The following is a 14,486-nucleotide window of genomic DNA, read 5'->3' as shown; positions in this document are numbered from 1 at the left end:
AGAACCGACCTCACATGTGAGGCCAGTCCGCGGACTCACCCCTCAACGCTCGGTAACCGTAGCAGCACTCAAGGTGGTCGCAAGGGCTTTTCAGGAGAGAGCTAGGAATCGGTCAAGCACCCTGACCCCGAACCGGAGCGAATCGACCGGCACCCGCTCGTCCACCCCATGAAACATCCCTGAGAAGTCCAGGTCGGCAGGGAGCTTGAGCGGCGCGAAGCCGTACCCGGTGATGCCCAGCCTGCTGAACGCCTTGAGGTCGGTTCCCCCGGAGAGCGTGTACGGCACGGCGAGCCCGTCGGGATCCTCCTCGGTGAGCGCCTGCGCCATCGCCCGCACGAGCGGCCCCTCGAAGGCGAACTCCAGCGCCACCTGGTGCTGGACGAACTCCCTGGTCACGTTCGGGCCGAGCAGCTCGTCGATCGTGGCGAAGAACTCCTCCTCGAAGCCCGGCAGGAACCGCCCGTCCACCACGGCCTCTGCGCTCTGCGGGATCACGTTGGCCTTGTAGCCGCCCTGGAGCATCGTGGGGTTGGCGGTGTTGCGGAGCACCGCGCCGATCATGCGGGCCAGGGGGCCGAGCCGGTCGACCTCGTCAGGACCTATCTCCAGCTCGTCCAGCAGGCGCTTGACCGTGGGCGTCAGCCGTACGGGCCATTCGTGACGGCCGATGCGGGCGACCGCGTCGGCGAGCTCGGTGACGGCGTTGTCGGCGTTGAGCATCGAGCCGTGGCCCGCGCGGCCCTTCGCCCTCAGCCGCATCCACGCCATGCCCTTCTCCGCAGCCTCGATGAGGTAGAGCCTCCTGTCACCGAGGGAGACGCTGAAGCCGCCGACCTCGCCGATGGCCTCGGTGACCCCCTCGAACAGCTCCTTGTGGTTGTCGACCAGGAAGTTGGCCCCGTAGGCGCCGCCCGCCTCCTCGTCGGCGGTGAACATCAGCACCACGTCGCGCGGAGGCCGCCGTCCCGCGCTCGCCCACTGCCTGGCGACGGCCAGGATCATCGCGTCCATGTCCTTCATGTCCACGGCGCCCCTGCCCCAGACGCACCCGTCGGCGATCTCCCCGGACAGCGGATGGTGCCGCCAGTCGCCGGCGTCGAACGGCACGACGTCCAGATGGCCGTGCAGGAGCAGCGCCCCCCTGCTCGAATCCTCGCCCTCGATGCGGGCGATCACGTTGGCCCTGCGGTCGTCGCTCTCGAGGATGCGGGCCTCCAGGCCCACCTCTTCGAGCTTCTCGGCCACGTACTCCGCGGCCTGCCTCTCGCCGGGGCCTGCGTTGTCTCCCGCGTTCGTCGAGTCGATGCGGATGAGGTCTCGGCAGAGGTCGACGACCTCGTCCTCGCCGGTGCGCGGGGTCATGCGGACTCCTTCGATCGGGTCTTGAGGAATCACGGTATGACGCACCCCGCAGAGTTTGCTAACCTTACTGAGCCGACGCGGGATGACGGTCTCGCGTGCAGGCACCAAGTCCGGGTGGCGGAATAGGCAGACGCGCTAGCTTGAGGTGCTAGTGCCCTTTGCGGGGCATGGGGGTTCAAGTCCCCCCTCGGACACAAACCGGTAGCCCATGGGTCCTGGTCGCACGAACTCGCGACCAGGACTTTATGCTTTCCGGGGTGGTAGACGAGCTTTAGTCCCAGTTCACCGTAAACCTGTGCCTTTCTTACGGGGTCGGCGCTGGAGAGCACTCGCACCATGTCTTCCAGCCGGTTGATCATCGCCGCGAGTTCGTCTCGCCTCAACTTCGGCTGACGCGGAGCACGCGCACGGCTGAGCTGACTCTGCGCCGCAGCCTTCCGAGCCTGTTCCTCCTGAATCCATCCAGCGATCAGTACCGCGTCAGCCCAGCCTCCAGTGCCGCGCGATGCTGGGCGAGCTTGCGATCGCAGTCGGCGATCTGCCGCCGCGCCGCCACTGCTGCGGGGTCCTCCAAGGAGGACTCCTGCTGTGCGGCTGCGAGAGCGTCGAGTGCCTGGTTCACGTTGTGCGGGGCGTCACGTTGTGCGGGGCGAACAAGCGGCCGAGCCAGCGATCGAGGTAAGGAACGATGTTGTCCTCGCGAAGGTAGACGTTGCGGGGATGAACGAGGTGGTTCGCCAGGGCGTACTCCTCCGGGAAACGGCACCGGTAGTAGGGGGCCTGATTGATCCACTGACCCTGCATCTTGCGTTCGCAGACACCGCAGTGGAGCAGCCCACGGAGCTGGTATGGCTTGGGGGTGCGCTTGCGCGTCTTGTCCGTATGGCGATCTCCGCGACTGGCCAGGGTTGCCGCCACGGCGGTGAAGTCCTCCCTGGAGACGATGGGTGGATGGACGGCGGCATCGGACCAGACCCGCTCCTCCTTGGAGTTCCATCGGAGCTTGGTGGTGTGACCGAGCCCGACATCATCGACATCCAAGGAGGACCTCGTCCTTCCGCTGCCTATTCCACACCTGGTGACCGGTGTAGCGCGGGTTGGTCAAGGGCGGCGCTCCGCGCCGCCACGCGGCCCGAGCTTGCGGGCCGCACGCTGCGCGTGCGGCCTGGGGGCCGTTCTCGCGCGCGCCCGCCACTCGGGCCGCGCTCAACTGAGCATCGGCCTATGCCTCAAGCACTCGCCAGCCTTCCGCCCACCAGCCATCACCGCTGGTATCCTGCACCACCGACACGATCACGTCATCGACAATCTCAATGACGACCATCTCCCACAGGTCGTCGAAGTCGTACGTGCGGCAATGCGCGCACCCCTCCAAGATGCCCTGAACAATCACACGGTGATGGCCCCGTTCACCCTCCACGGCCCATCTGTAATGCCAGTTCAGACGCTGGCCCACCTCATACTCAACGAGGTCCGTCGCTCCGAACTTGAACTGCGCGGTCCAGATACCAGCTACTCCGCAGTCTGGGCAGGTGAGTGGATCGGGCAACTTCACCGTGTTGAACATCCCCATAAGCGCTCATGCTCCACGCGAGCACTCTCACCTGCCAACTACTTTCCGCCTCCGACGGGGGCGCTCCGGCTCCGGGATGATCGCCAGGTGGGCTCGTCGCGGCAACTCTGTTGGCGGCTGAGGTGGGGCCTGATCATCTCGCCCGCCATCGACCCGGGACAAGCCGAGCAGACCAGGGCCACGACTACCAGATCGTTCGTCCAGTCGGGCGCTCCATCTGGTAGCCGTGGCGCTGGCCCGCTTCCCCTGCGGGCGGGTCGACGGCAGACGGAATGATCAGGCAGGCGGGGTGTGCGCGGTGCGCAACTCGAAGGCGAAGCGGTCGCGCGAGCCCCGTTCCACGTCTTGTGCTTGGACCTCATCGAGGAGCAGGCATATCTCGTTGAAGAGCTCAGCGCCCAGGTTCGCCTTACTTTCCTCCCAATGAGTCCACACCACCTCCACCGGCCGCTCCACGTCGGTAGTCAGCCTGTCCCAGAGCGCGGCAAGGTTGTTGCCGTAGTACGGGCCGAAGCCCAGAGGCCCCGCCAGTCGACGGTGAAGATCTGCTTCCGAAGACACCCGCCGCCCATCCACGATGACGCGCATCGAGCTACCTTCACGTGTATTTCCATAGTCCACAGCTTGATCGCCGTGCCATTAGCGTGTCATTAACCCCGGCAACGAGGGGTCAACCACGGTCACTCGCGACCAGTCCGGCAATGGCGCTGACCAGGGAACCCGTGGTGCGCGGCCCATGATCGCTGCAATTCCCAAGCTTATGGCACGCCGCGCGGGCTGGAATGCTGTACCAGTGACTGGGCAAGGACCACGATTCAGGATCGATGATCTCAACGAGCTCCGGGCGCTCCATCGCGCCTTGATGCGGCTCAAGTTCGATGGCCAAGCCGACGAGTTCTTTGGCAGCCCCCATATTGCTGCTGTGCAGCAGCGTACGGCGGATGCTCTGGAGCTTGCGGAGCCGGAACGAGGGTGGTCCGAATGGAGGGACGCGGCTGCGCACCAACGGGAGATCGAGATGGTGCGAGATCATCTCGCCGGACTCACCAATTGGTGGCCAAGCGCCGCGAAACACGAGGGTTGCGTCCACGGACATGGTGTACGAGTTTTCGCTGGTGACAGGCGTGGCGCCGTGAAATGAAGACGGCCATCGCGTGATCCTTCGTGATTGCGAGTCAAGATCGAAGGAGAAGAAAGCGATGGCCGACAACAACAGTGTGGACCCTGCCGCCTGGCTGGCTCAGCAGATCGAGCGCGGGGGATCCGGATCTGTTGCGATCCATGGTGAAGACCATGGCCGAGACGTTGATGTCGGCCGAGGCCGACGGCCTGTGCGGCGCCGGATACGGCCAGCGCAGCGAGGAGCGCACCAACCGGCGCAACGGCTACCGCTCCCGCGAGTGGGACACCCGGGCCGGCACCGTCGAGCTCGCGATCCCCAAGCTGCGCTCGGGCTCCTACTTCCCGGACTGGCTGCTGGAACGGCGTCGCCGGGCCGAACAAGCGCTGATCAGCGTGGTGGCGACCTCCTACCTGCTGGGAGTGTCGACGAGGCGGGTGGACAACCTGGTCGAGCAGCTCGGCATCAAGCACATCTCTAAAAGCCAGGTCTCGGAGATGGCCAAGGTGCTCGACGGGCAGGTGGAGGCCTTCCGCACCCGAGCCTTGGACGCTGGGCCGTATGCCTTCGTCTGGCTGGACGCGCTCACGCAGAAGGTGCGGGAGGGCGGGCGGATCATCAACGTGCATGTCCTGGTGGCCACCGCGGTCAACGCCAACGGCCAGCGGGAGATCTTGGGCCTGGAGGTCACCTCGGCCGAGGACGGCGCCGGCTGGCTGGCCTTCCTACGCGGTCTGGTGGCGCGCGGGCTGGGCGGGGTGCAACTGGTCATCTCCGACGCCCATGCCGGGCTGGTGGAGGCGATCGGGGCGAGCCTGCCGGGCGCGTCCTGGCAGCGTTGCCGCACCCACTACCTGCGCAACCTGCTCACCACGGTCCCGAAGTCGGCGCAGCCGTGGGTGGCCACGCTGGTGCGCACGATCTTCGATCAACCCGCCAGTGAGGCGGTGCGGGCCCAGCACGCCTGGGTCATCGACGCGTTGGAGGCGAAGTATCCGGCGGCCTGCGAGCATCTGGACGCCGCCCGGGAGGAGTTGCTGGCCTTTGCCGCCTTCCCGCGCGAGATCTGGAAGCAGATCTGGTCGAACAACCCGCAGGAACGGTTGAACAAGGAGATCCGCCGCCGCACCGATGTGGTGGGGATCTTCCCTGACCGCGGCTCGATCGTCCGTCTCGTCGGTGCGGTGTTGGCCGAGCAGACCGATGAATGGAGCGAGGCCCGCCGTTACATGGGTCTGGACGTTCTGGCGAAAGCTCGCATGCGGGTGATCGCGGGCGACACACCGCAGCACAACCCCATTCCGCAGACACTTACCGCTTAACCTGCAGAAACAGGATCACGCGAAGGTCAACTCATACACCACTTCGCTGGACGTGACCAACACGAGCGCGCCCAGTACGTTTGCGATCTTCTTGCGCCGCTGCTGCCATCATCCGATCTGCTCGCCGAGCTCGTAGAGATCAACACCGATGACGGACCCCGCTGAGGTGGAGGCCCAGCGTGCCCGTTGCTCTGAATGCGACTAGCGGGAAGTCGCGGAGACTCCCGGTCACTCGACCGGTGTATGCCCAGGTCAGTGTTTGCCCAGCCCAAGGGACGTGATCTTGAACGAGTCCCCAAGCTGACAATGCACTACTCCGGATAGTCGGTATCCCAGGGGTATGCGAATTGGTCGGGCGCCATTCCCCAATCCCTTAGGAAGTTAAGTAAGCCTGCCTCGCCATCGGCGACGGCTCGCTTAATCTCGCTGCTGCCGATGTCGTAGTCCCAGCCATCGAGGTGCTTCGTCAAGTACTCGCGATGTATCAGCCGAAAGGCCCGTCCTACATCGCTGCGTGTCCAACCTTCGTGCTGAGCAGCGTGATCGGCTTCAGTAAGAACCGGATGGACCGCGACCCAGGCCCGGCACTCTGGTCGCGTCGCGTGCACCTCGGCGACGAGCGACCTGCCAAGCCGAAGCGCATTCAGCTTGTCTGCGGAGAAGCTTCCCTCCGAGAGGTCGATCAAGGAGCGCCATCCGATCCGGTCAATGAACCGAGTATTGCCGGCCGACGTGGGGCCAGCGTGGCCGGAGTGTACGAGAGGAGCGCGCCGCGCCACCCACCCGACCGTACAATCAGCCGGGTTGATGGGGCCAACCATGGCCACTCACGACCGACCCGAAGCTCAGGTCGGCCACCGTTACAAGGCATCCTCTACGCAATTCCAAGGTCGACATCATGAGACCATCGCCTGGTGGAAGACCCCTGGACTGAGATCGATGATCACATACTGGCGGAACGCATCCTCTCAGCTCTAATGATCATGCGCGAACAGTTCGGCGACTCGCTTAGCGAAGCCATCGACAGGTTCAATGAACGCCACGAGCACCTGCGAGAAGTGCGCCCAGGTGAGTTCATAAAGACCCGCGAACTGTACGGGCAAGGCTTCTACTCCTAGAAGGTGGTCTCTAACCGCCTCCTAGCTGGTCCAGCTCAAGCCAGCTTTCGCCCTGGCCAACGAGATAGGCGAACGGTTCAAGTCCCCCCTCGGACACCAACCTACGAAGTCCTGGTCGCATGAACTCGCGACCAGGACCTTGTGCTTCCCGGGGTGGTGGACGAGCTTCGGTCCAGTTCATGAGATGTCAGCCTGGTTCGCTCTCGTCGAAGGCCGCTACGAAGACGTTGTCACGGCCGCCCGCATGGGACAGGCCGTCGCCGGAACGAGCAGCGCCATGGTGCAACTCACCTTGCAGGAGGCCCGTGGCCCTGGTTCCTTAGTGCTGGGGCTTTCTACGGCTGGAGCCAGCCCACGCAGATGGCCGCCGAGCCGCCGGGCATGTTGTCCGGGTCGTGGCAGGCCTCGTACAGGCGGTTGCCGCCGAGAAGGCGGGTGGCCTTGCCGTAGATCGTGTTACCGCTGCCGTAATACACGCCGTTGCTGGACTTGTTGCCGGACGCGACGTCGGTGACGTAGATCGAGAGATTCTTCCCGGAGGAGATGTTCGTCAGCCGTGCCCAGATGTAGTACTTGCCGTTGTTCCACTTGCCGGTGCGGAGCTGCAGCTTCTTGTTCCCGATGGACTTCTCCTTGAGGGTGCCGACACCGGTGGACTGGGTCGGCGGGCCGCTCGTGAAGGTCGCCACCGCCGCCGACGCTGAGGTGGCGTTCAACAGGGAAGCGCTTACCACAGTCGCGAGCACTGCGCTGCGCATGATCTTTGCCATGCGGGAAACTCTAGATCGGCGACGGTGGCGACAGTGTCGGGCTTTCACCGGACAAATGGGTGTCAAGCGCGGCGTCCGCCCGCTGCAGTACTGGAGCAGTACTCCACCAACGCCAAGGCCAGTGAGCCAAAGCCTGCGAGGGGAACCACCACAACCAAGGGAAGCAGCAGCAGAAAGAAGACGTGAGACATCAGAGGCGATGTTCTCAGCTTGCTTCATGGGCACCGGACATCCGGTGCCCATGACTACGTCTTCTTTGGGCGTTGCCTGGAAGCCCTCTGCTTCTTTCCAACGAACCCCTCCGGGTGGGGCACTCCGGCTCCGGGATGATCGACCCGGCGTACTCGTCACCGAAGGGGCGGTAGCAGGCTGAGGTGGAAGCCTGAACTCGCGACCAGGACCTTGTGTTGTGACGGTGAGAGCCAACCTTCCGAGCAGCACGTAAATCTTGGCCTGACGGGTCGCCTCGGCTCTCTCAGAACGGACTTCCCGCTCGCCCATGGATGCGGCCAGGCGCTCGCGGTCGAAGGATTGAGCCTGAACCTGTGTTCCAGCTCGATCTTCGACCTCCTCCCTCAGCCGCCAACTCCCGATAGTCGTCCGACCTCCGATGGCCGCCCGACACCGATGAGCGGGTCGGCACCGGCTTCCAGGGCCGCCCGACGGCAAGCGGGCTTTCGGCTTCCTCAGACGCCCGACTCGCGAGGGCCGCCCGGCTCTCATGAGCACCGGATCGGCGCCGGCTTCCAGAGGCGCGCGACGCAGGCGGGCATTCGACTTCCTCAGACGCGCAACTCGCGATTGTCGTCCGACTTGCGATGAGCATCGGGTCGGCGTCGGGTGTCCAGGGCCGCGCGACGGCGGGCTTCCGATCGCTTTCGGCCGTCTGCCGTCCGGTGGCCTCGCACGTACAGCTGCGGGAGCGGCGCTTCGTGCGCCGTGGCCGCTGGTCGCCAAGGGATGGCCGGTCGTCCAGCCTTCCAACTGGTTCGCTCCAGCGTCGATGACCTACGCCAAGCGCTGTTCCACCTGGCTACCCGCACCGAATGGATGCTGACGGACGGCGACGGCGAACGAACTCCGCCCAGCGACCGGCGTCGGCACCGGGGACCAGTCGCTAACCTGATCGTCGGCCGGGCGGGTGCTGTGCGAGGTGTTCTCGCAGGCCATGGAGCGAAATGGCCCCCTCTGCACGATCTGTAGATCGTCTCTGCCGCCGGGGAAAACCGGGTGACATCTCACCTCACTTGCCGCAAGGTGGACGCGGTCGACGCGTTTTTGTCGGTGGCGCCAGTCAGTATGTGCATGGCCATGACCGATCGTGCGACCGAAGGCTGGGACACCAGCCACGACCACGTTGTGCCAGACAACCCGGATCGAGGTTCCGTGTCCAGCCCCCTGCTCGACTCACCTGCCACCCCCACGGCGACCGTTTCAGGGCGCACCCCGCCCGTGATCTGGCTGCTGGTGCTAGCCACGTTCGTGGTCATCCTCAACGAGACGATCATGATCAACGCGATCCCCCAGCTGATGGTCGCGCTGCACATCACGGAGCAGACCGCGCAGTGGCTCTCGACCGCCTTCATGCTGACCATGGCCGCGGTCATCCCGATCACCGGGTGGTTCCTGCAGCGGGTGTCCACCCGCCGCGCGTACGCCACCGCGATGAGTCTGTTCCTGATCGGCACGGCGTTGGCCGCCGCCGCGCCGACGTTCGAGGTGCTGCTGGGCGCCCGCATCATCCAGGCGTCGGGGACCGCTGTGATGATGCCGCTGCTGATGACCACGCTGATGCAGGTGGTGCCCGAGTCGGACAGGGGCCGGGTGATGGGTAACGTCTCCCTGGCCATCTCGGTGGCGCCCGCGATGGGCCCGGCGATCTCCGGGGTGATCCTCCAGTTGGGGTCCTGGCGTCTGCTGTTCGCCGTGGTGCTCCCCATCGCCGCCGTGATCACTTGGAGTGGCCTGCGGCAGCTCAAGAACGTCGGCGAGCCCCGGTTCAGCACCATCGACTGGTTCAGCGCGGCAACCGCCGCGGCCGGCTTCGGCGGCCTGGTCTACGGGCTCAGCCACTTCGAGAGCGGCGACGTCCGCGTCGCCGCCGCGATCGTGGCGGCGGGCCTGATCACCATCGCCGTCTTCGTCGTCCGCCAGCTGTCGTTGCAGAAGCGCGGCGCACCGCTGATGGACCTGCGCACCCTGCGCCACCGCACCTACACGGTCGCGCTGATCCTGATGTCGGTCTCCTTCATGGCGATGCTCGGTTCGATGATCTTGCTACCGCTCTACCTGCAGAACGTCCGCGGGCTCAGCGCCCTGGAGACCGGGCTCCTCGTGATGCCGGGCGCCCTCGCGATGGGGCTGCTCGGTCCGACCGTCGGCCGGCTGTTCGACCGGTTCGGCGGCCGGGTCCTGGTCATCCCGGGCGCGATCGGGATCACGCTCGCGCTCGCCGGCTTCACCCAGGTCACGATGACCATGCCGTTCTGGCAGCTGCTCGGTCTGCACGCGCTGCTGATGGTGAGCCTGGCCGCGACCTTCACCCCGGTCTTCACCCTCGGGCTCGGAGCGGTTCCCCCGCACCTCTACTCCCACGGCAGCTCGATTCTGAGCACCCTGCAGCAGGTCGCCGCGGCCTTCGGCACCGCGCTTGTGATCACCGTGATGAGCGCGCGCGCCGATGCCCTGAAGTCCTCGGGAGTCACCGACGCACTGGCCAACCTCGAGGGCATGCGACTGGCCTTCATCATCGGCGCGGTGCTGTCCGTGGCTGTGGTCATCACCGCCCTGCTCCTGCCGGCCCGGGCGGACAACGCGGGCGAGCTCGAGAAAACCGATCGATGAAATCGGCGTGACGGCAGCGCTTGTCCGTCACCCCGATCGATGAAGTGCAGGTGACGGCAGCGCTTGTCCGTCACCCAGCACAACGTCACCCAGCAACGCATCCGGCTTCGGTTCGCGGCGGGAGGAGCACGGCCCGCCGCCCCTCATGACCTCGCGTGAATCGGACGTGGTGACAGGGCCGCGTGCATGGCACCATGTGCGGGTGCATGTCGGTCGGCCTCTTCTGCGCGCCCTGCGCGCCACGGTGTTCGCCGTGGTCTGCGTGCTGGTGTCGGCGGCCCTGCACGTGCTGGCGGGCGGCGCCGCCGTACGACCGAGCACCCTGGCCGGTGCCGTGGCGCTGACCTGGGCCGGAGCTTTCCTGCTCGGCCGTCGCCAACGAGGCGTGGGTGTGCTGCTCGCCGCGTGCTTCGCCGCGCAGTACGGCATGCACCACCTGTTCACCGCCGGCGCGGCAGCCCCACCGCCCGTCGCACCGATCCACGCTCATGGCACCAGCGGCCTGGGCATGCTGCTCGTCCACGTCGCGATCGCCGTCATGTCGTCCTGGTGGCTGGAGCGCGGCGAGTCGACCCTGGCCACCATCCTCCACCTGGCGGTCACGTCGCTGGGTGCGCTGTGGACAGGACTGCTCATCCTCGCGGGTGCGCTGGTCACGCCACGCGTGCCGCGCCGTCCTCGGACAGATCACGAGGCGGACCGGCTGCGGCGCATCCTGCTCGCCGCCGGTGTCCGCCGGCGCGGACCTCCCACGCTCCTCTCCGTTCTCTGACCGGGCTGTAGCCCGGTCCGCGGGTCGCGGCAGGCCCCTGCCGCCGCGCCCGTGTCCCGCCACGCCAGTGCGTGGTTGAACCCCCACCCGAGGTGAGGCGTACCTGTCGATGTGCGCGTCCCCGTGAACGGAGATCCCCCATGACTTCTACCGACGTGCGCTCCGTCGCCGACCCTGAGCAGTCCCCCGGACGAGGAAACGCGTGGACCGCCCTCAGGCTTCTGGTCCTGCGGCTGCACTTCTACGCCGGCATACTCATCGCCCCCTTCCTTCTCGTCGCCGCCTCCACCGGGCTCCTGTACGCGGCGTCCTACCAGATCGAGCAGATCGTTTACCGGCACGAACTGACCGCGCCGGTGGGCGAGTCCCGGCTGCCGCTCACCCGGCAGGTCGCCGCCGCGCAGACGGCACGCCCAGACGGCAAGATCACCGCAGTACGGCCGGCGGACGAGCCCGACGCCACCACGCGAGTACTGATGGACGTGCCCGGCCTGCCGGAGAGCACCCAGCTGGCGGTCTTCGTCGACCCGTACACCGCTCAGGTACGCGGCGTCCTGGACAGCTACGGCAGTTCAGGCGCGCTCCCGGTACGCGCCTGGATCTCCAACCTGCACCGGCACCTGCATCTGGGCGAGACGGGAAGGATCTACAGCGAGCTGGCAGCCAGCTGGCTCTGGATCGTCGCCCTGGGCGGGCTGGTTCTGTGGATCTCCAGGCGTCGCAGGAAGCGCGGCCTGCGCGGCCTCATCGCTCCTGACCGCTCACTTTCGGGAGCGCGCCGCACCCTCTCCTGGCACGGGCCGGTGGGGCTGTGGGCCGTGGTGGGCCTGCTCTTCCTGTCCGCCACCGGGTTGACGTGGTCGAAGTACGCAGGTGAGAACGTGGACGAGCTTCGCGCCGCGCTCGGTTGGACCACTCCGGCGATCTCCACCTCGTCCGGCGATCACGCCGCCCACTCCGGTGGCAGCGGTCACCAGCACGGCGGGGCGAGCGCAGATGTGGACCGCGTGATCCAGGCCGCGGCGGGCAAGGGGCTGTCGGGTCCGCTGGAGATCGTCTGGCCTGGTGAGGCAGGCGCCCCCTACCTGGTCAAGGAGATCGACAAGAGCGTCCCCCAGCGCCTGGACCAGGTGGCTGTGGACGCCACCGGCGAGGTCACCGCCGAGCTGCGCTTCACGGACTATCCGCTGGCCGCCAAACTCACCAGGTGGGGCATCGACGGTCACATGGGGCTGCTGTTCGGCCTGGCCAACCAGGTCCTGCTGGCCCTCCTGGCAAGCGGCGTGATCACGCTCATCGTGCTCGGCTATCGGATGTGGTGGCAGCGCCGCCCGACCCGCGGCTTCGGCAGGCCGTACCCGCGTGGTGGCTGGCGGAAGGCGCACTGGGCCGTCCTCGCTCCCCTGAGCGTGATCGCCGTGGCCGTCGGCTGGTTCCTGCCCCTGATGGGTATCTCGCTGGCCGCCTTCCTGGTCATCGACGTCCTGCTCGGACTTCGCGCCCGGGTGGCCCGCTAGACGTTGTTCGCCGGACAGGTCTCAGCCCGTGCAGTGGGTGTACTCCGTGCGGCGCAGCAGCATCGCGCCGAGCATGAGGGGGAACATGGCCACGTGCGCGAGGAGCATCAGGCCGCCGGCGTCGATGACGCCCAGCCAGAGCAGGGGGAAGAGAGGGACGACGGGGACGAACATCGCGGCGCACATCTCGAGGGTGGGCTGCCAGGCGTGGCCGCGGAACCTCATCCATGCGGCCATCCCGACGGACATGTTGAAGGCCATCACCAGGTAGCCGAGCTCGGGGTGCTGCGTGTGGGAGAAGCCGAGGCCGACGGCGGACTGGAGGAATCCCAGGGCGAACATCCCGACGAACATCGCGATGATCATCTCGATGTAGTGGAGGGTGAATCGGCGCCATCCGCGCGCTGTCGTCGCTGTCTGCGTCATGGTTCGACTATGCGATCGGGGCCGGGCGCGCCCAAGGTAAGGCGATCGGGGTGGTCCGGAATCTTGGGTACCCGGTCAGTCCGGCCTAGAGTCGGGCCATGAGCGAGCGGCATTTCGTGATCGTCGGGTACGACGCGGCGGAGCTGCTCGACATCGCCTGCGTGGTGTCGACGCTGGAGTGCGCCAACTGGTACGGCGCGGCCCCGTACTACAAGGTCCGCCTGGTCACGCCGGGAGGCCGTCCCATCGAGTGCAATCCCACCGTGACCCTCCATGCCGGCGAGACTCTCGAACGGGTCACAGGACCGATCGACACCCTGCTCGTGTCGGGAGGGATCGGGAGCCAGGACGCGGCGGCCAACCGGCTGGTCCTCGCGCACGTCCGCCGGTTGGCGCGGGAGAGCCGCCGCGTGGGGTCGGTGTGCACGGGGACGTGGATTCTGGCCGCCGCCGGCCTCCTCGACGGCCGGCGGGCCACCACCCACTGGCGGTGGGCGGACGAGCTCGCCGCCCGCCACCCTGAGGTGCACGTCGATCCCGACCCCATCTTCGTCCAGGACGGCAACGTCTACACCTCGGCAGGCGTCACCAGCGCCCTGGACCTGACGCTCGCCCTCATCGAGGAGGACAACGGCGCCGACCTGGCGAGGCTCGTGGCCAGGCAGCAGGTGACCTACCTGCAGCGGCCGGGCAACCAGGCGCAGATGAGCATGTTCACCGCCGCGCCGCCGCCGTCCAACAGCCTGATCAAGCGAGTGGTCGACTACATCACCGGGCATCCGGACGCCGACCTGACCGCGGCGACGCTGGCCGCCGACGCCGGCGTGAGCGAGCGGCACCTGACCAGGCTGTTCCTCAAGCATCTCGGGCAGACCCCCGGCAAGTTCGTCCGGCTCGCGCGCACGGAGGCCGCCGCCCACCTGCTGACCTCCACCTCCCTGCCCATGGCCGCCGTGGCCGCCCGCTGCGGATTCGGCACCGCCGAGACCCTGCGGCAGGCCTTCGTCGACTGTTACGGCGTCCCGCCCTCGCACTACAGGCTCACCCAGTCACGCACCACCCCACAGGCCGCGACCGGATCGAGCACCTAGCGAGGAGGCGGTGCCTGCTCGGCTAGCAGGCCGGTCATGGCCGCGCACAGGTCGGCGAGGAAGTTCTCGAACTGCTCAAGCTGCTCGGGCGGGTACTGGGCCACCAGAGCCTCCAGGCGCTCCCCGAAGGGGCCGAAGAACTCGCGCGCGGGCTCCTCGATGAGCGAGCTGCTGCGCAGGGTCACCACGCGTCGGTCGGCGTGTTCGCGGGTGCGCACGATATGTCCGAGACGCTCGAGGCGGTTCAGCAGGTTCGTGGTGGCGCCCGACGTCAGTGAGAGGCGCTCGCTGAGGCGGGTCGGCGACAGGGGCGCGCCCTGGTCCTCGGCGTACAGGATCTCCACGAGGGCGGTGGCGTCGGTCGAGTGCAGTCCGAGCCAGGCGGCGAAGCGGCCGGTGAAATCGGTGTAGTTCGCGCCGAAGGCCCGTAGTCCGTCGAGGAGCCGGGCGCTGTGCTCGGCGACGTCGCTGGACTGCCGTGCCTCCTCCATCGGCCGATCATCTCCTTGTCGTCGTGGTCGTGCGCGTTGACAATCTACTCTGCTCCTAAGATACCTTCATGATGAAG

14 protein-coding genes, 1 tRNA gene and 1 pseudogene are annotated in these 14,486 nt (G+C 66.9%); 7 read left to right on the top strand and 9 right to left on the bottom strand.

Annotated features, from left to right (window positions below):
- Positions 1 to 90: 90 nt before the first annotated feature.
- Positions 91 to 1,365: a M20/M25/M40 family metallo-hydrolase gene (locus ABFX55_RS37680; protein WP_346127802.1), complete on the bottom strand. Its 1,275-nt coding sequence runs from the start codon at positions 1,363 to 1,365 to the stop codon at positions 91 to 93.
- A gap of 108 nt (positions 1,366 to 1,473) precedes the next feature.
- On the opposite strand from ABFX55_RS37680, the gene ABFX55_RS37675 reads away from it, so the two are divergent.
- Positions 1,474 to 1,559, top strand: a tRNA-Leu gene (locus tag ABFX55_RS37675).
- A 424-nt stretch (positions 1,560 to 1,983) separates the two neighbouring features.
- On the opposite strand, the gene ABFX55_RS37670 is transcribed toward ABFX55_RS37675, so the two are convergent.
- From ABFX55_RS37670 to ABFX55_RS37655, 4 genes are all read right to left on the bottom strand, one after another.
- A complete protein-coding gene (locus ABFX55_RS37670; RefSeq protein ID WP_346127801.1) occupies positions 1,984 to 2,406 on the bottom strand; it encodes a recombinase zinc ribbon domain-containing protein in 423 nt (140 codons plus the stop codon).
- 181 nt (positions 2,407 to 2,587) lie between these two features.
- The gene (locus ABFX55_RS37665) at positions 2,588 to 2,938 is read right to left on the bottom strand and encodes a hypothetical protein (protein WP_346127799.1); all 351 of its coding nucleotides are present in this window, start codon (positions 2,936 to 2,938) and stop codon (positions 2,588 to 2,590) included.
- Between the two features lie 276 nt (positions 2,939 to 3,214).
- A complete protein-coding gene (locus ABFX55_RS37660) occupies positions 3,215 to 3,526 on the bottom strand; it encodes a barstar family protein (RefSeq protein ID WP_346127798.1) in 312 nt (103 codons plus the stop codon).
- Between the two features lie 82 nt (positions 3,527 to 3,608).
- Positions 3,609 to 4,028 carry a hypothetical protein gene (locus ABFX55_RS37655; RefSeq protein WP_346127797.1) on the bottom strand — a complete coding sequence of 140 codons (420 nt, stop codon included), beginning with the start codon at positions 4,026 to 4,028 and terminating at the stop codon, positions 3,609 to 3,611.
- A 109-nt stretch (positions 4,029 to 4,137) separates the two neighbouring features.
- Between ABFX55_RS37655 and ABFX55_RS37650 the strand changes: the two are divergent.
- A pseudogene (locus ABFX55_RS37650) lies at positions 4,138 to 5,380 on the top strand (IS256 family transposase).
- Between the two features lie 311 nt (positions 5,381 to 5,691).
- Here the strand turns inward: ABFX55_RS37650 and ABFX55_RS37645 are convergent.
- Positions 5,692 to 6,066 carry a hypothetical protein gene (locus ABFX55_RS37645; RefSeq protein ID WP_346127793.1) on the bottom strand — a complete coding sequence of 125 codons (375 nt, stop codon included), beginning with the start codon at positions 6,064 to 6,066 and terminating at the stop codon, positions 5,692 to 5,694.
- 228 nt (positions 6,067 to 6,294) lie between these two features.
- Here ABFX55_RS37645 and ABFX55_RS37640 point away from each other — a divergent pair, with 228 nt between their 5' ends.
- Positions 6,295 to 6,498: a hypothetical protein gene (locus ABFX55_RS37640; RefSeq protein WP_346127791.1), complete on the top strand. Its 204-nt coding sequence runs from the start codon at positions 6,295 to 6,297 to the stop codon at positions 6,496 to 6,498.
- 335 nt (positions 6,499 to 6,833) lie between these two features.
- On the opposite strand, the gene ABFX55_RS37635 is transcribed toward ABFX55_RS37640, so the two are convergent.
- A complete protein-coding gene (locus tag ABFX55_RS37635; RefSeq protein ID WP_346127789.1) occupies positions 6,834 to 7,268 on the bottom strand; it encodes a hypothetical protein in 435 nt (144 codons plus the stop codon).
- Between the two features lie 1,386 nt (positions 7,269 to 8,654).
- Here ABFX55_RS37635 and ABFX55_RS37630 point away from each other — a divergent pair.
- The 3 genes from ABFX55_RS37630 to ABFX55_RS37620 all read left to right on the top strand — a co-directional run bounded on the left by ABFX55_RS37630 (position 8,655) and on the right by ABFX55_RS37620 (position 12,401).
- Entirely contained in the window at positions 8,655 to 10,112 is a 1,458-nt protein-coding gene (locus tag ABFX55_RS37630) for an MDR family MFS transporter (RefSeq protein ID WP_346127787.1), read from the top strand.
- Positions 10,113 to 10,314: 202 nt separating this feature from the next.
- Entirely contained in the window at positions 10,315 to 10,884 is a 570-nt protein-coding gene (locus tag ABFX55_RS37625) for a hypothetical protein (RefSeq protein WP_346127785.1), read from the top strand.
- A gap of 140 nt (positions 10,885 to 11,024) precedes the next feature.
- Entirely contained in the window at positions 11,025 to 12,401 is a 1,377-nt protein-coding gene (locus ABFX55_RS37620; protein WP_346127783.1) for a PepSY-associated TM helix domain-containing protein, read from the top strand.
- A 21-nt stretch (positions 12,402 to 12,422) separates the two neighbouring features.
- Here ABFX55_RS37620 and ABFX55_RS37615 read toward each other — a convergent pair whose 3' ends face one another.
- Positions 12,423 to 12,827, bottom strand: a complete 405-nt coding sequence (locus ABFX55_RS37615) for a hypothetical protein (protein ID WP_346127782.1) — start codon at positions 12,825 to 12,827, stop codon at positions 12,423 to 12,425.
- A 98-nt stretch (positions 12,828 to 12,925) separates the two neighbouring features.
- Between ABFX55_RS37615 and ABFX55_RS37610 the strand changes: the two genes are divergently transcribed.
- The gene (locus ABFX55_RS37610) at positions 12,926 to 13,918 is read left to right on the top strand and encodes a GlxA family transcriptional regulator (protein WP_346127780.1); all 993 of its coding nucleotides are present in this window, start codon (positions 12,926 to 12,928) and stop codon (positions 13,916 to 13,918) included.
- Here ABFX55_RS37610 and ABFX55_RS37605 read toward each other — a convergent pair.
- A complete protein-coding gene (locus ABFX55_RS37605; protein WP_346127779.1) occupies positions 13,915 to 14,409 on the bottom strand; it encodes a MarR family winged helix-turn-helix transcriptional regulator in 495 nt (164 codons plus the stop codon). The genes ABFX55_RS37610 and ABFX55_RS37605 overlap by 4 nt on opposite strands.
- Between the last annotated feature and the right edge of the window lie 77 nt (positions 14,410 to 14,486).

Source organism: Nonomuraea roseola, from assembly GCF_039535395.1.
Lineage (GTDB): Bacteria > Actinomycetota > Actinomycetes > Streptosporangiales > Streptosporangiaceae > Nonomuraea > Nonomuraea roseola.
This window is presented reverse-complemented; position numbering and strand designations above follow the sequence as displayed.